The organism is Mesorhizobium sp. M0184 (genome assembly GCF_040322215.1).
GTDB lineage: Bacteria > Pseudomonadota > Alphaproteobacteria > Rhizobiales > Rhizobiaceae > Mesorhizobium.
The window spans coordinates 68,459-87,052 of sequence record NZ_JAMYSZ010000029.1 but is presented as its reverse complement, the minus strand read 5'-3'; the positions used below and the strand labels follow the sequence as shown (position 1 = coordinate 87,052).

At 62.8% G+C, this 18,594-nt stretch carries 20 protein-coding genes and 1 pseudogene; 5 read left to right on the top strand and 16 right to left on the bottom strand.

Annotation, left to right across the window (positions count from 1 at the left end; translation table 11 throughout):
- Positions 1-259: 259 nt before the first annotated feature.
- From NKJ23_RS27275 to NKJ23_RS27225, 11 genes are all read right to left on the bottom strand, one after another.
- Positions 260-1,147, bottom strand: a complete 888-nt coding sequence (locus NKJ23_RS27275; RefSeq protein WP_352683631.1) for an amidohydrolase family protein — start codon at positions 1,145-1,147, stop codon at positions 260-262.
- Entirely contained in the window at positions 1,147-2,283 is a 1,137-nt protein-coding gene (locus tag NKJ23_RS27270; protein WP_352683629.1) for a vWA domain-containing protein, read from the bottom strand. Before NKJ23_RS27270 ends, NKJ23_RS27275 begins: the two co-directional genes overlap by 1 nt.
- Before the next feature lie 235 nt (positions 2,284-2,518).
- Positions 2,519-3,400, bottom strand: coding sequence for an AAA family ATPase (locus tag NKJ23_RS27265; protein WP_352683627.1), 882 nt, complete (start codon positions 3,398-3,400; stop codon positions 2,519-2,521).
- A gap of 9 nt (positions 3,401-3,409) precedes the next feature.
- A complete protein-coding gene (locus NKJ23_RS27260; RefSeq protein ID WP_352683625.1) occupies positions 3,410-4,414 on the bottom strand; it encodes a xanthine dehydrogenase family protein molybdopterin-binding subunit in 1,005 nt (334 codons plus the stop codon).
- 1 nt (position 4,415) lies between these two features.
- Positions 4,416-5,783, bottom strand: coding sequence for a xanthine dehydrogenase family protein molybdopterin-binding subunit (locus NKJ23_RS27255; protein WP_352683624.1), 1,368 nt, complete (start codon positions 5,781-5,783; stop codon positions 4,416-4,418).
- Between the two features lie 14 nt (positions 5,784-5,797).
- Complete coding sequence (locus NKJ23_RS27250) at positions 5,798-6,280, bottom strand: (2Fe-2S)-binding protein (protein WP_352683622.1); 483 nt, start codon at positions 6,278-6,280, stop codon at positions 5,798-5,800.
- A gap of 49 nt (positions 6,281-6,329) precedes the next feature.
- Positions 6,330-7,124, bottom strand: a complete 795-nt coding sequence (locus tag NKJ23_RS27245; RefSeq protein WP_352683621.1) for an FAD binding domain-containing protein — start codon at positions 7,122-7,124, stop codon at positions 6,330-6,332.
- A gap of 33 nt (positions 7,125-7,157) precedes the next feature.
- The gene (locus NKJ23_RS27240) at positions 7,158-7,601 is read right to left on the bottom strand and encodes an SRPBCC family protein (protein ID WP_352683619.1); all 444 of its coding nucleotides are present in this window, start codon (positions 7,599-7,601) and stop codon (positions 7,158-7,160) included.
- Between the two features lie 108 nt (positions 7,602-7,709).
- Positions 7,710-8,537 (bottom strand): helix-turn-helix domain-containing protein, encoded by an 828-nt coding sequence (locus tag NKJ23_RS27235; RefSeq protein ID WP_352683617.1) that lies wholly within the window; start codon positions 8,535-8,537, stop codon positions 7,710-7,712.
- Between the two features lie 314 nt (positions 8,538-8,851).
- Positions 8,852-9,850 carry an ABC transporter permease gene (locus tag NKJ23_RS27230; protein WP_254820532.1) on the bottom strand — a complete coding sequence of 333 codons (999 nt, stop codon included), beginning with the start codon at positions 9,848-9,850 and terminating at the stop codon, positions 8,852-8,854.
- A gap of 34 nt (positions 9,851-9,884) precedes the next feature.
- Positions 9,885-10,625, bottom strand: coding sequence for an ATP-binding cassette domain-containing protein (locus NKJ23_RS27225; protein WP_023675804.1), 741 nt, complete (start codon positions 10,623-10,625; stop codon positions 9,885-9,887).
- A gap of 427 nt (positions 10,626-11,052) precedes the next feature.
- Between NKJ23_RS27225 and NKJ23_RS27220 the strand changes: the two genes are divergently transcribed.
- Both NKJ23_RS27220 and NKJ23_RS27215 read left to right on the top strand, forming a co-directional pair.
- Entirely contained in the window at positions 11,053-12,042 is a 990-nt protein-coding gene (locus NKJ23_RS27220; protein ID WP_023675805.1) for a sugar-binding protein, read from the top strand.
- A gap of 147 nt (positions 12,043-12,189) precedes the next feature.
- Positions 12,190-12,969: a FadR/GntR family transcriptional regulator gene (locus NKJ23_RS27215; RefSeq protein WP_352683615.1), complete on the top strand. Its 780-nt coding sequence runs from the start codon at positions 12,190-12,192 to the stop codon at positions 12,967-12,969.
- 28 nt (positions 12,970-12,997) lie between these two features.
- Here the strand turns inward: NKJ23_RS27215 and NKJ23_RS27210 are convergent, their stop codons facing one another.
- Positions 12,998-13,249, bottom strand: a complete 252-nt coding sequence (locus tag NKJ23_RS27210) for a hypothetical protein (protein ID WP_352683613.1) — start codon at positions 13,247-13,249, stop codon at positions 12,998-13,000.
- 498 nt (positions 13,250-13,747) lie between these two features.
- The gene (locus tag NKJ23_RS27205; RefSeq protein ID WP_352683611.1) at positions 13,748-14,686 is read right to left on the bottom strand and encodes an NAD(P)-dependent oxidoreductase; all 939 of its coding nucleotides are present in this window, start codon (positions 14,684-14,686) and stop codon (positions 13,748-13,750) included.
- Positions 14,687-14,831: 145 nt separating this feature from the next.
- Between NKJ23_RS27205 and NKJ23_RS27200 the strand changes: the two genes are divergently transcribed.
- A complete protein-coding gene (locus NKJ23_RS27200; protein WP_352683609.1) occupies positions 14,832-15,728 on the top strand; it encodes an NAD-dependent epimerase/dehydratase family protein in 897 nt (298 codons plus the stop codon).
- Between the two features lie 94 nt (positions 15,729-15,822).
- Here NKJ23_RS27200 and NKJ23_RS27195 read toward each other — a convergent pair whose 3' ends face one another.
- Positions 15,823-16,311 (bottom strand): nucleoside deaminase, encoded by a 489-nt coding sequence (locus tag NKJ23_RS27195; RefSeq protein ID WP_352683607.1) that lies wholly within the window; start codon positions 16,309-16,311, stop codon positions 15,823-15,825.
- Positions 16,312-16,870: 559 nt separating this feature from the next.
- Here NKJ23_RS27195 and NKJ23_RS27190 point away from each other — a divergent pair.
- Positions 16,871-17,293 carry a hypothetical protein gene (locus tag NKJ23_RS27190; protein WP_352683605.1) on the top strand — a complete coding sequence of 141 codons (423 nt, stop codon included), beginning with the start codon at positions 16,871-16,873 and terminating at the stop codon, positions 17,291-17,293.
- Here the strand turns inward: NKJ23_RS27190 and NKJ23_RS34740 are convergent.
- Entirely contained in the window at positions 17,290-17,709 is a 420-nt protein-coding gene (locus tag NKJ23_RS34740) for a transposase (RefSeq protein WP_502902572.1), read from the bottom strand. The genes NKJ23_RS27190 and NKJ23_RS34740 overlap by 4 nt on opposite strands.
- Complete coding sequence (locus NKJ23_RS34735) at positions 17,682-18,254, bottom strand: transposase (protein ID WP_502902571.1); 573 nt, start codon at positions 18,252-18,254, stop codon at positions 17,682-17,684. Before NKJ23_RS34735 ends, NKJ23_RS34740 begins: the two co-directional genes overlap by 28 nt.
- A 97-nt stretch (positions 18,255-18,351) precedes the next feature.
- Here NKJ23_RS34735 and NKJ23_RS27180 point away from each other — a divergent pair.
- Positions 18,352-18,593 (top strand): annotated as a pseudogene (locus NKJ23_RS27180) (DUF6471 domain-containing protein).
- The last annotated feature ends 1 nt before the right edge of the window (position 18,594 follow it).

The window sequence follows — 18,594 nt, the reverse complement described above, 5'->3', positions numbered from 1 at the left end:
CCCCCTCGATCCGATAGCGCGAAAGCAGCTTGTGGCCACAGGTCCGGCCGATACCGAAGCGCTGGCACAGCACGCTTACATTCGCTCCTTTCGCCGACGCCAGCCTCACAAACTCTAGCTTCTGCTTCATCACGCTTCTGTCCTCGAATGGCATCCCGAACCCCTCGCGCAAAAGCGCAAAACTGTTCGCGATGTCCTCGCACATCTGTTCGCGATGTCCCCAGTCCAAACAGGGGGGAGAAGGGGAGGTCTGCGCGTCTCACGCCGGCCTGTAAACGCGCTCCGCCGTGTTCCAGAAAATATCGGCCTCGGCGGCCGCGCCGTGTTTCGCCACCGCCTCCCGGTGCGCCTTGATCAGCTCGGAATGGCTGGTCCACAGCTTCTCGATCGGGAAGTTCGAGCCGAACATCAGGTGGTCGCTGCCGAGGATGTCGATGGCGTTGTCGACGATATAGGCGATCAGCGCCGGGTCGTTGCGGTGGACGAAGGTGCCGAGGCCGGACAGCTTTGCATAGAGGTTGGGCGCCGCTGACAGCGTGCGCAGGCCGGACTTCCACGCCTCGGTGGTCTCCGGCTCCATGTCGGTCAGCATGCCGGCGTGGGTGAGAATGAAATTCGTCTCGGAGTTGTCGCCGACGAGCGTCAGCCCGTCCTTCATCTGGGCGGGGAAAAGCTGCAGGTCGAAGGACAGGCCGTAATCCTTCAGCCGCGCGACATTGGCCCGCACCTTGGGGTCGATGACCTGATCGGCCGAGGCGGCGAAGCGGAAGGCCGGCGTTCCGTGCCAGTGCAGCTGCATGCGCACGCCGCGCAGCAGAGGGTATTTGATCAGCCGGTCGATCTGGGAACGCACGTCGTCCACGGTCATGTCGGCATAGCCGACGATAGCGTGCGGCCAGCCGGTTTCTTCCGCGGTCTTCTGCAGGAAGGCGACCTCTCTTTCGAAATCCTCCTTCGCCCAGTTGGTCTGCACATAGACCGCCTTCTCGACACCCGAACCTTGCTGGTCGGCGAGGAATTCCTCGATCGGATAGTCACGGCGGATCGGCTCGTATGGACCGAAGATGCGCGGCACCATCGGCCCGCGCAGCCAGGGCTGGTCCTCTCGGCGCCAGATGTGGAAATGCGCGTCGATCGCCTTTTGCATCACAAAACCCTCGTCCAGATTGCCGCGGCCGCCGGAGCTGGGCGGGCGAGCGACAGGATGAAATCGGTGAGGCCGGCGATCGACGAGCCGTCGACGAGGTCGTCGAGCATCGGCAGGATGGCGCGAAGTGCTGCCGTTGCCGGCCGGAAGCGCGGGTCGCCGGCCAGCGGCGTCGCCAGCGAAAGCCGAAAGGCGCGGGCGCTCAGCCGGCGCATCGCCGTCTCCAGCTCGGCATGATCGCCGCGCTCCAGCGCATCCGACAGGATGATGATCGCCGCCCCGCGCGCAAAGGCGGAGAAGCGCGGCACCGATAGAAACGCGAGCAGCGTCGGTCCCATGCGGGTGCCGCCGTCCCAGTCGTCGACCTGGGCAGCGGCGCGGGCCAGCGCCTGATTGCGGTCGCGAATGCGCAGCGGCGAGGTGATACGGGTCAGCCGTGTGCCGAAAGTGAAGACCTCCGCCCGGTCGGCGCCTTGCACCGCCGCGTGTGCCAGCTTGAGATAGTCCGATGTGTAGAGCTTCATCGAGCCGGACACGTCGATCAGCATGAGAAGCTTGCGCGGCACTGTCTGCCGCCGGCGCAGCAGCGGCGAGGGGATATCGCCCTCGGCACTGACGATTTCGCGCAGCGAGCGGCGCAGGTCGAGCTTGCCGCGGGCATTCGTGCGCACGGTGCGGAAGGAGCGGCGGGCGGGCAACGCGGTGGCGAGCTTGCGGCGGAAGGCGGCAAGCCCGTCGCTATCGCGATGGAACTCGCGGACGCTCAACTGTTCGCTCGCCGAAGACAGTTCGCCGCCTTCCTCCTGGCGGATCACTTCGATTCCCTCTTGGCTCGTTCCGCTATCGTCCTTGATGCGGGTTTCCTCGTCGGCCTCGCCTTCGACCAGCGCCGCGGCGTCCCCATAGAAATGGCTCTGAAAATGCGCCTCGAATTCGTCGCGGCGGTCGGGCGGCGGCGCCAGCGTGGCAAGGGCCGCCTCGTGGATGTCGGCCATCGAACGGGGACCGAGCAGGGTTACGGCCTGCATGAAGTCTGATACCTGCTCCGGCGCGACAGCAAAGCCATAGCGGCGGAGCAGCCGGCCGAAGCCGAGCATTGGGGTTGCGGCGCGCGGCAAGCTTTCTCCCCGCATCATTCCTTCGCGCCCCCCTCTGTCCTACCGGACATCTCCCCCTCAAGGGGGGAGATTGGCAGCTTCGACGCTCCGCTCAGCCCTGCAATGTTGGAGCTTAGCGAAAGCCGGGATGACATCTGATCTCCCCCCTTGAGGGGGAGATGCCAAGTGGTGGCAAAGAGGGCAGGACAGAGGGGGGTGCTGTCCCGCCAACGTTGCGGAATGGACGGGAGGAGGGGATTGCCGAGTTCCCGGCTCACGCCAGCGCCCCCTCGACAATCTTGCCGAGTTCCGGCGCGATGCACGATAGATCCTCCTCGTCCTTGATCAGCACGCCGATGGCGCGGCGAAACGCTTCCGGCCACCGACTGCCGCCCTTTTCGAGGATGGTCGCGGCATTGGCCCACTCGACCGCCTCGGCGATGCCTGGTGGCTTGGCCAGCGGACGCGCGCGAATGTCGCGCACGGCAGCAGCGACGGCGCGGGCCGTGGCCTCGGCGACATCGCCGGCGCGCAGCATGATGATCTCGGCCTCGCGCGCGGCGTCGGGATAGGTGATCCAGTGATAAACGCAGCGTCGCCGCAGCGCTTCGGCCAGTTCGCGGGTGCGGTTCGAGGTCAGGATGACGATCGGCTGCGCCGTCGCGCGAATGGTACCGCGCTCGGGAATGCTGATCTGGAAGTCGGACAGGAATTCTAAGAGCAGCGCTTCGAATTCATGGTCGGACCGGTCGATTTCGTCGACCAGCAGCACGCGTTTTTCCGGTGCCTTCAGCACCTGCAGCAGCGGCCGCGCGATCAGGAAACGGTCGTCATAGATGTCGACCTCGTGCTCGCCGGCATGGCGGATGGCGAGCAACTGGCGCTGGTAGTTCCACTCGTAGAGCGCATGCGCGGCGTCGATGCCCTCATAGCATTGCAGCCGAACCAGATCGCGCCCGAGCACCTCGGCTATCGCTTTGGCGGCCTCTGTCTTGCCGACGCCCGGTGCGCCTTCGAGCAGCAGCGGCTTGCCCAGCCGGATCGCCAGGAAGATTGCGGTGGCCAGGCTCTCATCGGCGAGATAGTGCGAGGCGGCGAGGCGGGACGCCACCGCCTCCGGCGAGGTCGCGACTGTCTCGGCACTTCTCTTGGGCATTTCCAGCACTCAGTTCGATGCTTGCGCCTTCAGCGCCCGCAGGATGCGCTCCGGCGTGATCGGCAGCGTATCGATGCGCACACCGACCGCGTCGAATACGGCGTTGGCGACCGCCGGGATCTGCGGGTTGGCGCACATTTCGCCCGACCCCTTGGCGCCATACGGCCCGTCGGCCGAGGGCCGTTCCAGCACGATGATCTCGGTTTGCGCGAGATCGCCAGGACCCGGCATCAGATATTGGTTGAAGTCGGTGCCGCCATGGTCGCGGTTGGGATAATAGGGCTCGGTCGTTTCGTAGAGAGCATGGCTGATGCCCATCCATGAACCGCCGACGAGCTGCTGTTCAACCATTTTCGGGTTCAGCGCACGGCCGATCTCAAATACGTTCTTCACCGTCAGGACAGTGACCTCGCCGGTCTCGTCGTCGACTTCGACCTCGGCCACCGTGCAGGCGTGCGCGTAGCAGGTCGAGGGCTTCATCGCGCCGGTCTCTTTCTCCGGATAGGAGCGCGGGATCAAAAACATGCCGCGGCCGGAAATCGAGCGGCCGCGCTTGAAATGCGCCGACAGCGCGACATCGAAGATCGAGATCGATTTTTGTGGCGCGCCCTTGACCAGGATGTTGCCCTGGCCGTCGGTCTCGAGGTCGGACGCATTGACCTCCAGCTCCTCGGCCGCTACTTCCAGCATCACCTGGCGGGCTTCCCTGGCCGCCTGGATGACGGCGTTGCCGGCCCGGTGTGTGCCGCGCGAGGCGAAGGTGCCCATGCAGTGCGGGCCGGTGTCGGTGTCGGCGGTGTCGACGACGACGCGGTCGGTCGGCACGCCGATCGTCTCGGCGCAGATCTGCGCCATGATCTGCTTCATGCCCTGGCCGAGATCGACGCTCGACAGCGTCACCATGAAATTGCCGGTCGGCGTCGAATGGACCAGCGCCTGCGTCGGGTCGCCGCCGAGATTCATGCCGGTCGGATAATTGATCGCGGCAACGCCGCGTCCGTGCCTGATGGCCATCTCAAACTCCCTTCGCGTAAGACGACATCGCCATGAATTTTTCCGCTACCGGCCAGTTGGCGGCGCGCGAGGCTTCCTGCATGCACTCGATCAGTGCAGCACCCTCGGTCGGCTGCCGATGTGCTTTCATGTCGCCATCGCGATAGGCGTTGATGAAACGGAATTCGAGCGGGTCCATGCCGATCAGCCGGGCGAGCTTGTCCATCTGTACCTCTAGCGCGAAATCGCCAATCGTCACGCCGAAGCCACGCATTGCAGAGGACGGGGTGCGGTTGGTGTAGACGCAGTAGGTGTCGATCCAGACATTCGGGATCGTATACGGGCCGGGATAATGGCCGGCGCCCTTCTGCGCGCCGTAGGGCGAATGGCGCGAGTAGGCGCCGGCGTCGGTGTAGCCGGTCACTTTGCGCGCGACGATGCGGCCGTCGTTCATGACGCCGTCCTTGATGACGACTTTCTCGGCGGCGCGCGGCGAGGAAATCTGCATCTCTTCCTCGCGGCTGTAGATAAAACAGACCGGTCGTCCTGTTATTTTGGCGCCAAGGATGGCGATCGGCTCGACGATGACGTCGACCTTGCCGCCAAAGCCGCCGCCGACAGTGCCGCCGACGAAATGCAGCTTGTTGCCGGGCATCTGCAGGATGATCGAGGCGTTATCGAGAGTGAAGAACATCGCCTGCGTGTTGGTGTAGCAGGTGAAGCGGTCGTTGCCCTCCGGCGCGACGATGCAGCCGGTCGTTTCGGTCGGCGCATGCTCGATCGGTGAAGACTGGTAGGTCTGTTCGAGCACGTGGTCGGCTCCTGTAAAGCCTGCCTCGACATCGCCGAAGCGCACCTTGCGGCATTCGCCGCTGTCGTAGAGGTAATAATTCCGGCCGTGATATTCGTTGACGATCGGCGCGCCGGGCTTCAGCGCTTCGTCCATGTCGAAGACGGCCGGCAGCACCTCGTAATCGACCTTGACCTTGGCGGCGGCTTGCTGCGCGGCGCGCTCGGTCTCGGCCAGCACCGCCACCACGGCCTCGCCCTTCCAGCGCACCTTGCCGTCGGCCAGCACCGTCTCGTCCTCCGGCCCGATCTGGATCAGGATCAGGATGGTGTAGACATTGTGCGGCACATCCTTGGCGGTCAGCACCTTGACGACGCCGGGGTGCTTTTCCGCCTCTGACGTATCGATGCTGCGGATGCGGGCGTGATGATGCGGGCTGCGCACCATCTTCAGGTGCAGCATGCCGGGAAAATTGCGGTCGGCGAAATAGGCGGTCTTGCCGGTGACATGGCCGGGCGAATCCGAACGCGGCCGCGGCTGGCCGATCTCGTGCAGATCGTCCTTGCGCTGGTCGGCGAAATAGCTCTTGCGGAGTTCCATTTTCTTAACTCCCCTCAAGCCGCGTTCTGCGAATTGGAGCGCGCAGCGCCCAGCACCGCCTGGATGATCGGTTCGTAACCGGTGCAGCGGCAGATATTGCCGGACAGTGCCTCGACCACATCCTCGCGGCTGGGGTTCGGGGTTTGGTCGAGCAGCACCTTGGCGGCCATGATCATGCCCGGCGTGCAGAAACCGCATTGGGTCGCGAAGGCGTCGAGGAAAGCGCGTTGCAGCGGATGCAGCACGCCGCCTTCCGCCAGTCCCGAGGTGGTGGTGACGGTTGCGCCGTTGCAGGTCTCGGCCAGCGTCAGGCAGGACAGCCTGAGCTCGCCGTCGATGATGACCGAGCACGCGCCGCAGGCGCCTTGATGGCAGCCGCCCTTCGGCGAGGTGTCGCCGATCTTGTCGCGCAGCGCATGAAGCAGCGTTGTGCCGCTGTCGATGAATTCGGCCTTTTCGGCACCATTGAGCGTGAACTGAACCGGGACCTTTGCCATCTTTTTACTCCTTGCGCCGCAGCCAGGCGGACATACGCGCCACGGTCTTTCAGGCGAGCAGCAGCCGGCCGAGATGGACCGGCAGGACTTCGTTGCGATACCAGGCACTGGCGATCGGATCGGTTCGCGGCGAAGTGCCGTCGCGGGCAACAGCCAGTGCCGGTGCGATGCCCTCGCTCGTGAGTTCCCGGCCAATCAGGGCCTTCTCGGCCGCCCTGGCACGGATCGGCCGGTCGGCCATGCAGCCGAGCGCGATCCGCGCTGACGACACGGTGCCGTCCGGTGCGTGCTCCAGTACGGTCGCGATGCTCAGCACCGAGACGCCCTTTGGCTTGACCCGCGACACTTTCAGGAAGCGAAAGCCGCCTTCGGTCGGAAGCGTGAAGCCGACCGCGGTGACGATGGCGTCATTGCTCTCGCGCTTTGCCAGGAATGTCTCAATCGGCAGCTCGCCGTCACCGGTGCTGACGGTTGCGTCCAGAGCCAGCAGTACAACGGTGAAATCGCCGTAAGGCGCTGGCGCGAAGAGATTGCCGCCGACGCTCGCCATGTTGCGGATCGCCGGGCCGCCGACGGCGCGCGCGGCGTGGGCCAGCGGGGCGAGATCCGGATGGCGGGCGATCGCCGCCATGGTCACCGAGGCGCCGATGCGGACCGTGCCGCCGGAGACGGTGATGGCCGACAACGCCGGGTCGGTCGACCTGACGAAACCGGAGATCGACACGTCGCCTTCATTGACGGCGCGCACGACCAGCGTGCCACCACCGAGATAGTGGGTGCCGCCGGCTTTCAGCGCCGCGCTGGCGTCCTTCACCGTCGCGAAAGTCTGCAGTGCAAGCGCCATGGAACGCTCCCTTTTTCGGGCTTAGTCCGTCATTCAACTCTGGTCGGCAAAGTGGTTCTTCAGGGCGTTGAACCCGCCCTGGAAAACATTGGCGCCCATGCCTTCGGCCAATTTATCGGCTTCCTCGGGAGCGGCGTCGAAGCTGGCGGTCCATTCGGCATAGGTGCGGTCGCCGTCCGTCACCCGCCGCAACTGCAGCGTCGACTTGTGATTGGTCAGCGGCTGCGGCGTCTCCAAGATGGCGTAGCTGACGAGGAAATTCTCGTCGGAGAAATCGAGCAGCTTTTCGCGCAGGCGGGCGCCACTGGCGAGCTGGAAATTGCGCACGCAGCCGATCGTGCCGGCATCCTTGCCGTCTTCGATATGGCTTTCGACCATGCGCGGGTGCCAGGTCGGCAGGCCGTTGAAGTCGCGTATGCGCGCCCAGACCTTTTCGACCGGTGCGTCGATGACGCTGGAGATGGTGACTTTCGCCATATGATCGTTCCCTTGCAAATCAGCTGCCTGGGAGGGTAGGGCGGCAGGCTCGGCAGCGCTTATCAATGCGTCTTGAACGCCTATCAAATAGTCTGAAAAAACGGGCGCTCAGCTGATCGCCCGCGCCGCCTCGCGGTAAAGCGTCGGCGGGACGCCGACATGGTCGCGGAAGAAGCGCGAGAAATTGCCTTGCGTGGTGAAGCCGAGATTGCAGGCGACCGAGATCAGCGGCTCCTGCGACCACTGTAACTGCCGCACCGCTTCCTCCATGCGCAGCGTGTTCCAATAGACGTTGGGCGTCAGATTGGTCTGTTCCTTGAACAGGGCGAAGAAATGCGGCCGCGACAGGCCGACGCTGCGCGCCACGTCGTCGAAGCAGATACGCTCGCAGACATTGGCTTTCATCAGCTGGATCGCCTTGCGGACGCGGAAATCCTGCATGGTGTTGACGCGGGCGCGCACCGTCTGCGGTGCGGAGGCATCGGCGGCGTCGAGTACGCTGTCGATGAAGCGCTCGATCTCGTAGTTGGCGATGTCGTCGATGCTCTCATTGTCGCTGAGATGATCGAGAAGGTTGGCCGCTGCCTTGTGCAGCCAAGGCTCGAGCGTGATTGCCGGGGCGGAGAACAGCGGCGCGGCGGAAGGCAGCTCGCGGCGTTTCCGTGCCCAGTCCGGATCGATGTAAAAGGCGAGGAACAGGCCGGGCGTGCCGTCGCGGGACAGAGCGTGGCTGTGAGGCTGGAAGGAATTGATGCCGGCGGCGGTGCCCGGTCCAAGCCGCACCGTCTCGCGGCCGATGGTCATCTCGCCGGCCGTGCCTTCCAGCCAGATGATGATATGCGCCTCGACATGGGCATGGGTGACGAAGTCGCTGGCGACGTTCAGGACAGAAACATGTCCGAACCGGCCCCAATAGAGCCTGATCGCTTCCGTCATGGGTATATCCTCCCGCAGGCGACTGGCCTCCCTTCGCCTGCTGCGAGCGATTGTGCGGCGCAGTTTGGGCTTGCGTCAAGACGGATGTGCACGTCCGGGCGCCGGCCATGCGCCGCACCGCGGATTTTCAGACCCGGCGATAGGAGCGCGTCCCCTTCTCCCCCTGTGGGAGAAGGTGGATCGGCGCGCTAGCGCCGAGACGGTTGAGGGGTGTTGGAAGAAATGAGGCGATGCCAAGCTGGAGCACCCCTCATCCGTCGCCTTCGGCGACACCTTCTCCCACAAGGGGAGAAGGGGGAGGCTGCGCTTGAACGTCAGTCGTTGCGCCTGAAATTGCGGATGCGGTCGAACAGGACCGCCAGTAGGATGGCGCCGCCGATGAACACGCCTTGCCAGAAGGCATTGATGCCGAGCAGGCCGAGGCTGTTGCGGATGACCTCGATCAGCGCCGCGCCGACGACCGCGCCGAAGGCTGTGCCCATGCCGCCGGCCAGGTTGGCGCCACCGATGACGGTGGCGGCGATCACCTGAAGCTCCATGCCGTTGCCGAGATTGGTGGTGACCGCGCCCAGCCAGCCGGTCTGGATGATGCCGGCAAGGCCCGCCGCCAGTGCCGAGATCATGTAGACGACGACCTTGATCTGGCGCACCGGAACGCCGGTCAGCGTTGCCGCATGCTCGTTGCCGCCGATGGCGAAGATGTGGCGGCCGAATTTCGTCCAGCGCAGCACAAAGCCGGTGATCAACGCCAGCACGATCATGTAAAGCACCGGATTGGCGATGCCGAACACCCAGGCGCCGCCGCCCAGCGCCAGCAGCTTGTCGTGATCCGGCCCGAACTGGAAGACGACGGTGTTGTTGGAGGCGACCATGGCTAGGCTGCGCGCAATCGACAGCATGCCGAGCGTCACCACGAAGGGCGGGAAGCCGAGATAGGCGATCAGAACCCCGTTGAAGGCGCCGATGATCAGCGCTGTCGCGATCGCAGCGCCAATGCCGATCTCGATGCCGTAGCCGGCATGCATGGTCACGGCCAGCACCATCGAGCACAGGCAAAGCACCGAGCCGACCGACAGGTCGATACCGCCGGTGATGATGACGAAGGTCATGCCGAGCGCCACGATGGCGACGAAGGTGACGTTGCGGGTGATGTTGTAGAGGTTCTTGGTCGTGGCAAAGGAATCCGTGGCCACCGACAGGAACAGGCAGGCGAGGATGACCGCGATCACCACCCAGAAGGTCTGGCTGGCAAACACCTTGCTCAGCAAGGTGTGCTGCTTGTGCGCAATCGTCTGATCAAGGGTGACTGCCATTATCGACCTTTTTTACTCATGGTTGAGGCGTCAATCATACCTGTTCGATGGCGCCGGTGATGAGCCCGGTGACTTCTTCCGGCGAACTCGATGCGATCGTCTTGTCGGCGACCTTGCGGCCGCGCCGCATGACGATGACGCGGTCGGCGACGTCAAAAACGTCGGGCATGCGGTGGCTGATCAGCACGACGGCGATGCCCTGGTCGCGCAAATGGCGGATCAGGTTCAGCACCTCGGCGACCTGGCGCACCGAGATCGCCGCCGTCGGCTCGTCCATCAGCACGATCTTGGCCTGCGAAAGCATGGTACGGGCGATCGCCACCGCCTGCCGCTGGCCGCCCGACATTTGCTTGACCAGGTCGCGCGGGCGCGTTTCGGATTTCAGCTCGGCGAAGATCTGGCCGGCACGCTTGTACATCGCGGCATAGTCGAGGATGCGAAGCGGCCCGAGGCCGCGGCGCAATTCACGGCCGAGATAGACGTTGGCGGCGGCCGTCAGATTGTTGCACAGTGCCAGGTCCTGATGGACGATTTCGATGCCGTGCTGGCGCGCCTCGACTGGCTTGTGCAGGATCAGCTCCTTGCCGTCCATCTGCATCGTGCCATGGCTCGGCGGGAAATTGCCGGCGATCATCTTGACCAGCGTCGACTTGCCGGCGCCGTTGTCGCCCATCAGGCCGACAACCTGTCCGGCCTCGATCGACAACGAAACGTCGTTGACCGCCTGGATGGCGCCAAAATGCTTCGAGATGTTGGTGAGTTCGAGAACCGCCACCAGCCTTCTTGCCTCCCCGTGCTTTGCGGCCTGCGGTTCTGCCGCGGCCTTTCGCTCTCCCCAGTTCCTCCCGGAAGCAGCGATTTCGCCCATTTACGCATAAGCCTTCTTGGCGTCAACCACGGCTTCTTTCGAAAAATCAGTTTTGTAGGACAAATAGCATTGACGTCGGTGACAAGGCGATATTAGCTAAGTGTCGGAGGAGCTTGCGCCGATCCCCCGGGGTTGCCGGGAGGAATCGGTGAGGGTTTGTCGGTCAGGGATTTGGTAACCAGCGATATCTGTCGGTGCCGGTCTGAGACTGAATATGAAAATGCTTATCGACCTGGCTTGGCGACACGAGTGCGACGTCCTCTGTCATCTTGCTCCGGGTCGGTCTGTGTGTGGCGGGCACGCCGTGTCCGTTTGTTTCAAAGGGAGGACTGACATGAGGAAATCACTATTGCTCGCTGCCGCCGCCGTCATGGCGTTGGGTGCCGGGCCGGCTATGGCCAAGAAACAGCTCGTCATCGTGGTGAAGGGTCTGGACAATCCATTCTTCGAGGCCATCCACCAGGGTTGCGAGAAGTGGAACAAGGAAAACGCCAGCTCGGAATATGAGTGCTTCTACACCGGACCGGCATCGACCTCGGATGAGGCCGGTGAAGCCCAGATCGTCCAGGACATGCTGAGCAAGCCCGATACGGTGGCAATGGCGATTTCGCCATCGAACGCGCCGCTGATCGCGCAGACGATCAAAAGTGCCAATCCGTCGATCCCGATCATGACCCTCGACGCCGACCTCAGCAAGGAAGATGCGGCGCTGCGCAAGACCTATCTCGGCACCGACAATTACCTGATGGGTCACAAGATCGGCGAATACATCAAGAAGGCCAAGCCGAATGGCGGCAAGATCTGCACCATCGAAGGCAATCCGGCCGCCGACAACATCCTGCGCCGCGCGCAGGGCATGCGTGACGCGCTGTCGGGCAAGGACGGCCTCGCGGCGCTGGCGGGCGAAGGCGGCTGGACGGAAGTTGCCGGCTGTCCGGTGTTCACCAATGACGACGGCGCCAAGGGCGTGCAGGCGATGACCGACATCCTCGCCGCCAATCCCGATCTCGACGCCTTCGGTATCATGGGCGGCTGGCCGCTGTTCGGTGCTCCGCAGCCCTACCGCGACCTGTTCAAGCCGATGGCCGACAAGATCGCCAGCAACGCCTTCGTCATTGGCGCCGCCGACACGATCGGCGACGAGGTGGCGATTGCTCGTGACGGGCTGGTGACCGCGCTGGTTGGCCAGCGGCCGTTCGAGATGGGCTACAAGGCGCCCTCGGTGATGATCGACCTGGTCGACGGCAAGCCGGTCGCCGATCCGGTGTTCACCGGCCTCGACGAATGCACCAAGGATACCGTCGACACCTGCATCCAAAAGTAGGTCGGCAATTTCGGGGCGCCCTTCGACGGGCGCTCCGTTCGCACTGTCCATACAAAACGCACGAGGCGACGCTGCTTTGGAGCGTAGGCCGCTGCTTTGTTGTGCCCTGAGTTCAGGCTTTCGACAAGCAGCTGCCGGGGAATACCAATGCCGGACGCGACATCAAAAAAGCGACCCGCCAAATTCAAGGCAGAGCCTGGGCGGCCGGCCGGCGTTCGGCGTGCCGACGCAGCACACTTTCCCGGCTCGAGCGTGCATGCGTCGCTGGCCAACGAAATCGGGCTGAGGATCGTGCGCGGCGATTATCCGCCGGGAACCATCCTGCCCAACGAAGCCAAATGGTCGGAGACCTTCGACGTCAGCCGCTCGGCGGTGCGCGAAGCCATAAAAATGCTGATGGCGAAGAGCCTGCTGGCGTCACGCCCGAAAATCGGCAGCTGGGTCGAGCCGAAGGAACGCTGGAACCTGCTCGATCGCGACGTGCTGGCCTGGTACGCGACCTCGCCGGACCGCGAGGTGTTCCTGAGGACCGTGCAGGAGTTCCGCCACATCATCGAGCCGGAGGCCAGCGCCTTTGCCGCGATGCGGCGCACCGACGAGCAGATGGCCGAGATCAGCCAGGCCTGCCGCGAGATGGGCGAGGCGACCAATCTGCAGGAGCGCACGCGCGCCGACACGCGGTTTCACCTCGCCATCCTGCGCGCCTCGGGCAACGATCTGCTGGTGCCGCTCGGCGTGCTGATCGAATCGGCGCTCGACCATTTGTTCCAGTTCGTCACCCGCGAGACCAGCGATCAGCGGCGGGCGCAGGCACTGCACGAGGCGATCGAGAAGAACATCCGCCTGCAGCGGCCCGCCGCAGCCCGCGCCGCGGTGCACAGGCTTCTTGCCAACACCGACGATGTCATCGGCCGGTCGCGGCGGTGATTTATAACGCAAAGTCCGGCGCCGCCCCTCATCCGGCTGCCGCCACCTTCTCCCCGTATAGTGACGGGGAGAAGGGGCTGGCCGCGATCTTGGCACACTCTTTGCAATGGAAATAGTTGGCGAAATCATCAGCGAAAGCGTCCTTCTCCCCGTCACTATACGGGGAGAAGTGCCCGGCAGGGCGATGAGGGGCGGCGCTGGCGTTGATTGAAAAATAGTGCGCCGTGCGCATTGCCCATGCGCTTAGATCGTCTGCATTTTTCGCATCCTTGGCCGGCATGACGTCGACACCGTTGAGCTTTGTGCGACCGGGGGCGTATTTTGTTCTTGCTTTGTGCCGGCAGCTATGCTACTAATTTTGGTATGGTGCTAATTGGCTCCAACGACCCGCCTCCCGAGGCGGGTTTTTTGTTTCTGGCTTCTTCCGATCGGAAGTGCGCGTGCTTTGGTGCACAGACTTCTCGCCAATACCGACGACGTTATCGGCCGGTTTCGGCGCTGATTCGATCGTTTCTCGGCCAACTGCGTGTAAGTCGGGTCAACCAGCAACGAAGGTCGATCATTCCCGTCAGTCGCAAATCGCAAATTTAGGAGATTAGCCGAAACCCTCCCTTCGTCATCCCAGGGTCTGCGCGACGTCGCTTCGCTCCTGCTCCGCCCTGGGATGACGAAGGTGTGGTGTCATATGCTAATCGCCAGCGTTGGAGATTGGCGGATGTAGCTGGTCGGCAGCGAACGTTTGCAGTTGCGACACTCCCAGGCGTTAATCCCAACGTTCTCAGATCGTCTGCTTTTTGCCATCCTTGGTGGGCATCAGGTCGACACCGTTGACCTTGCCGATATGCGTGGCCAGCATCGGCACGTATTGATCGGCGGGGCCGGTGGCAAAGGCGCCGGCGAAGGCGTTCTTGGTGGCGTTGCCGAGCGGGTTGGCGATGCCGGCAGCACCCGCCATCGATTCGAGATAGGTGAGGTCCTTGAAGGCGTTGGCGATGGTGAATTTGTGTGCGTCGCGGTCGCCTTCCAGCGTCCAGCGCATGAAGGTCTGGTAGAAGCCGCAATCCATGCGGCCGTTGCGGATGACGCTGTCGAAGCGCGGCGGCGAGATGCCAACCTTCTGCGCCAGCGCCAGCGCCTCGGAATAGATCGCGGCGTAGCCGAGCGAGATGAAATTGTTGAGCAGCTTCATGCGATGGCCGTCGCCGGTATCGCCGATATGGACGATACGCCCGGCCCAGGTTTCGAGCACCGGCTTCAGCCGGGCAAAGACCGCGTCGGGCGCGCCAACCATGGCATCGAGCGTGCCTTCCCAAGCCTCCTTCGGGGTGCGGCTGAGCGGGGCATCGACATAATCGACGCCGAGCGCCTTGAGCTCGGCGGCCAGCGCCACCGTCGAAACGGGATCAGAGGTCGAGCAATCGACGACAACCGATCCCGGCTTCAGGCCTTCCTTGAGACCGCCTGGGCCGCGAATGATGGCTTCGACCTCGCGCGAGCCGGTGACGCAGATGAAGACGATATCGGATGCCGCCGCGACGTCGCGCGAGGTTGCCGCTTCCCTGGCGCCGCGGCCGAGCAGGTCTTCCGCCGGCTTGCGGTTCTTGCGGCCGAGAAACGTCAGCGGATAACCCTTGTCGACGATGTTCTTCGCGATCCCATGCCCCATCAGGCCAAGCCCGATGAAGCCGATCTTTTCGCTCGCGGCGGTCGTGTTCATGTCGTTTCGTCCTATTTGCAGTGATGGATGACGGCGCTGCACATTGCCGGCGAATTGTTGAAGCGGGTTTTTGCCGCATGCCATGGCAGGCGATTGCAGAGTTCGATATTGTCTGACAATACACATGAATTCCAGGGAGAGCAAAATGACAAAGCGGATCATGTTCACCGGCGGCAGCGGCAAGGCCGGGCGCCATGTCGTGCAGTATCTGGTCGAGCAGGGCTGCCAGGTGCTCAACATCGACACCAAGCCGCTCGACAATCCCAAGGTGCGCACGCTGATCACCGACATCACCGACAGCGGGCAGGTGTTCAATGCGCTGTCGAGCTATATGGGCCTGCATGAATTCGACCCTTCGCTGCGCTCGCAGCCGGTCGATGCGGTCGTGCATTTCGCGGCGATCCCGCGCATCATGATCACGCCCGACAATGAGGTGTTCCGCATCAACGCGCTCGGCACCTACAACGTCATCGAGGCTGCGGTGAAGCTCGGCATCCGCAAGGTGGTGATCGCCTCCAGCGAAACGACCTACGGCCTGGTCTTCGCCAACGAACCGCGCGATCCCACCCATTTCCCGCTCGACGAGGCGTACGACGTCGATCCGATGGACAGCTACGCGCTGTCCAAGGTCGTCAACGAGAAGACCGCGCGCGCCTTTGCGCTACGCAGCGGCTTCGACATCTATGCCTTGCGCATCGGCAACGTCATCGAGCCGCATGAATATTCGCGGTTTCCGAAATGGTTCGCCGATCCGGGTTTCCGCAAGCGCATCGCCTGGAGCTATATCGACGCGCGCGACCTCGGCCAGATCACGCTACGCGCCATCGAGAAGGACGGGCTCGGCTATCAGGTGTTCAACGCCGCCAACGACGACACCTCGTCCGACCTGCCGACAGCCGAACTGCTGAAGCGGTTTTATCCCGATGTGCCGGTCAAGGCCGAACTTGGCGAATACGAGACGCTGCTCTCCAACCGCAAGGCACGCGACATGCTCGGCTTCCGGCCGGAGCACAGCTGGCGGAAATACGTCAAGACGAGCTGACGGGGGCAGCTGACGCGGAACCGGCACTGGGCCAGCCCCGAATTGCTGGTCATGAGGCCAGGCTCACGTGTTTGCCGCGCGCGGCAAACTCGAGCTACTTGTCTTTCCAGAATTCGGCCTGGAGTTGCGCCGCTTCATCGGCAAGCAGCGGGCCGACGACTTCAGTCGGACGCTGCCCGGCTTCGAAGACGATCCTGCAGGGCAGGTCGAGTGTGGGATTCTCGACATGTGCACCCGTTACCCGCTTGAGGTCGTGTTCGCTCTGCCCAAAGACGACCCGTCCAATGCCCGCCCAATAGATTGTGCCGGAGCACATCGCGCAAGGTTCGGCCGACGTGTAGAGGGTGCAGGAGGCCAGCTTTTCGAGATTGACATTCATCCCCGCCCATGAGGCCAGCAGCCTTTCGGCATGAGCGGTGCGGTCGCCGCCGCCGGCTTTGTAACCGTTGGGCTGCTCGCGCAACACATTGCCGTCCTTGTCGGCGAGCAGCGAACCAAAGGGATGGTCGCCAGCATCGCGGGCCTTGCGCGCGACTTCGAACGCCTGACGGAGCAGGCGCTCATCATAGGGGCGTTGTGGCATCGGCAGACCCTCCGCCGCTTGACCATAGTGCCGAACGATCCGCCGACACAAGCCGGTGGCCTAAGCGCGTCGCGTTCGACCGGCCGCATGCGACGCGCTTTAGGTTCTTGTTTTGATGCATGTCGCTATCGCAAAACCGCTGCACATTTTTGCGGTCTATGGAGCAAAAGCACCAACATAGACCAAGCACGCGGTAGCCCGTTCCCCTAGAATCCGGGAATGCCGAGAGTTGTCCCCATTGTCCGCTCCACCCGATACGAGCACGCGATAAACACGCCGGTCGCAAAGCGGGCGGAGATTTCCGGCGCAATCCGCTTCAATGGAGCGGGCCTGGCCCACCAGCTTCACCACATTGCTGTACTGCTCATCCTTGGGCTATCAGGGCGGACCCGGCGCTGATACCGGCATTGAAGCGAAAGCCAAACCGATTTGGCAGGGGCGAACTGTACCGGCTGATACTGATGAATGAAGCGGAAGGCAGCGCGACGAACAAAGAGACGGCGCGCCGCATCGTGCAGGCGAAGGGCTGGGACGTGTCGCTTGTCGAGCCGATCCGGCAATGCGTCAATTCCGCGAAGGTCTGGCGGTTATTGGCGGCGGCGAGCATCCATTGGCATGGCGTTTTAGTAGTTCGGACCCAGCCGGGCCTTTTGCATGGAGCGCGCTTGCGCCTCTCGAAAAATTCAAAGAGGTCATCGAAAAGCTGCATGAGTTCGAAACGAAGTCGTGGCAGCAAATCATCGATGGCGGGTCTCATCCAATCGAAACCTATCGCTTAGAAAAATCCGCCCGAGATCGTCTTTCAGAGATCAAGCAAGATGATGTTGATGACTTGATGTCATTTCGCCTAAGTGGTGCTAATCGGGTCTGGTGCATCCAAAGCGGGCACATAATGCGGGTGCTTTGGTGGGACCCTGAACACCAAGTCTACATTGTTCCAAAGGATAGGGGCGACAGAGCTAAGCGCAATAAGAGGCGTTAAGCTCGATTCGAGCGCTGCCAGTATCCCGCCCAAACGCGGCTCACCGAATTATTGAGCGCGCCGCCGAGCAGGACGTAAGCGTTGCCGCCATTTGACCGGCGACGGTGATCTTCAAACCATGCGGCGTGATTGGCGTACTGATAGAGGTAGCGGTGCGAAACGTGGTGATGCTGGCCAGCGACCATCCGGCGAAGGCGGCTGAAATAGCTACCCCACCATGTTGGTATGCTTGCCGTGGCCGCCGCTTTCCAAGTGGTTGATGCGGTCGAAGCGTAATCCGCCTCTAGCGCGTGCCAATGGCTGGCCTCGTCCGCGAACAGCTTGGTACCGGCCAGCATACGAGCGCGGGCAATGTCCACGCCTTCGGCTTCGCGATGACGGATGAACGTCAAGGTACGTTCAGCGCGCTCGCGCAGGGCGATGACAACGCGGCGGCGGTCTGACTGGTTTTCCTTTTGCGGCGGTCGTTGCTGTCCTCCACGCGGTTCTCAGGGCGCACGACGCCGCCGAAAAACGCGCCGTCGATCTCGACTTCGCCTTCAAGGGTTTCGTTCTTGGTTTCAGCCGACAGGGCTTCGCGCAGCTTGTGCGCCAGCACGAAGGCGGTTTTGTACTGCACGTCCAGATCGCGGGCGAACTGGACTGCCGACATGCCTGGTGCCTTGACGAACAGGCAGATCGCGGCCAACAAATCGACAAACGCCAGCTTACGCGAAGCGAAGATCGTGCCGGACGTGACGGAGAACTGCGCACCGCAAGCGTCGCACTTGAACTTGCGACGGGTCGAAATGCCGTAGTGATCCAGGCATCCGCATTTCGGGCAAACAGGCTCACCTTGCGTCGAAGACCAGCGAAGGCCCTTGAACGTGTCGTAAGTCTTTTCCTCGCCACCCTTGTAAATTTCTTTGAGGGAGAGGGAGCGGCTTTCGGCGGAAAGGAGGAAGTGCTGGGCTATTGTCATCATATCCGGGGATATTACTCACCGTATATGCGGGGCTGTATCGCCAAATATCAGGGATTATATCATCAAATACGATGATAATTTTTGAGGCGACGTCATGGCCCGTAAGGACGACCCGGCAACCGTCGAATACGAGACGAGGGCCAAGAACCTTTTGAAGTCTGAGTTGAAGCGAAGGGGTGACCTATGCCCAGTTCGCCGAAAGCTGGCGACTATGGACATTCACGAAACGGAGCGTAACCTGAACAACAAGATCAGCCGGGGGGATTCAGTGCGGCGTTCTTCCTACAATGTTTAGAGGCTATTGGCGCATCATCCTTGCGGGTCTCGCTGGAATAGC

Bases quoted from the DNA above. Each gene is read 5' to 3' on its own strand.
- NKJ23_RS27275 (WP_352683631.1), bottom strand. From the start codon at position 1,147: ATGCAAAAGGCGATCGACGCGCATTTCCACATCTGGCGCCGAGAGGAC.
- NKJ23_RS27270 (WP_352683629.1), bottom strand. From the start codon at position 2,283: ATGATGCGGGGAGAAAGCTTGCCGCGCGCCGCAACCCCAATGCTCGGC.
- NKJ23_RS27265 (WP_352683627.1), bottom strand. From the start codon at position 3,400: ATGCCCAAGAGAAGTGCCGAGACAGTCGCGACCTCGCCGGAGGCGGTG.
- NKJ23_RS27260 (WP_352683625.1), bottom strand. From the start codon at position 4,414: ATGGCCATCAGGCACGGACGCGGCGTTGCCGCGATCAATTATCCGACC.
- NKJ23_RS27255 (WP_352683624.1), bottom strand. From the start codon at position 5,783: ATGGAACTCCGCAAGAGCTATTTCGCCGACCAGCGCAAGGACGATCTG.
- NKJ23_RS27250 (WP_352683622.1), bottom strand. From the start codon at position 6,280: ATGGCAAAGGTCCCGGTTCAGTTCACGCTCAATGGTGCCGAAAAGGCC.
- NKJ23_RS27245 (WP_352683621.1), bottom strand. From the start codon at position 7,124: ATGGCGCTTGCACTGCAGACTTTCGCGACGGTGAAGGACGCCAGCGCG.
- NKJ23_RS27240 (WP_352683619.1), bottom strand. From the start codon at position 7,601: ATGGCGAAAGTCACCATCTCCAGCGTCATCGACGCACCGGTCGAAAAG.
- NKJ23_RS27235 (WP_352683617.1), bottom strand. From the start codon at position 8,537: ATGACGGAAGCGATCAGGCTCTATTGGGGCCGGTTCGGACATGTTTCT.
- NKJ23_RS27230 (WP_254820532.1), bottom strand. From the start codon at position 9,850: ATGGCAGTCACCCTTGATCAGACGATTGCGCACAAGCAGCACACCTTG.
- NKJ23_RS27220 (WP_023675805.1), top strand. From the start codon at position 11,053: ATGAGGAAATCACTATTGCTCGCTGCCGCCGCCGTCATGGCGTTGGGT.
- NKJ23_RS27215 (WP_352683615.1), top strand. From the start codon at position 12,190: ATGCCGGACGCGACATCAAAAAAGCGACCCGCCAAATTCAAGGCAGAG.
- NKJ23_RS27210 (WP_352683613.1), bottom strand. From the start codon at position 13,249: ATGCCGGCCAAGGATGCGAAAAATGCAGACGATCTAAGCGCATGGGCA.
- NKJ23_RS27205 (WP_352683611.1), bottom strand. From the start codon at position 14,686: ATGAACACGACCGCCGCGAGCGAAAAGATCGGCTTCATCGGGCTTGGC.
- NKJ23_RS27200 (WP_352683609.1), top strand. From the start codon at position 14,832: ATGACAAAGCGGATCATGTTCACCGGCGGCAGCGGCAAGGCCGGGCGC.
- NKJ23_RS27195 (WP_352683607.1), bottom strand. From the start codon at position 16,311: ATGCCACAACGCCCCTATGATGAGCGCCTGCTCCGTCAGGCGTTCGAA.
- NKJ23_RS27190 (WP_352683605.1), top strand. From the start codon at position 16,871: ATGCGTCAATTCCGCGAAGGTCTGGCGGTTATTGGCGGCGGCGAGCAT.
- NKJ23_RS34735 (WP_502902571.1), bottom strand. From the start codon at position 18,254: ATGACAATAGCCCAGCACTTCCTCCTTTCCGCCGAAAGCCGCTCCCTC.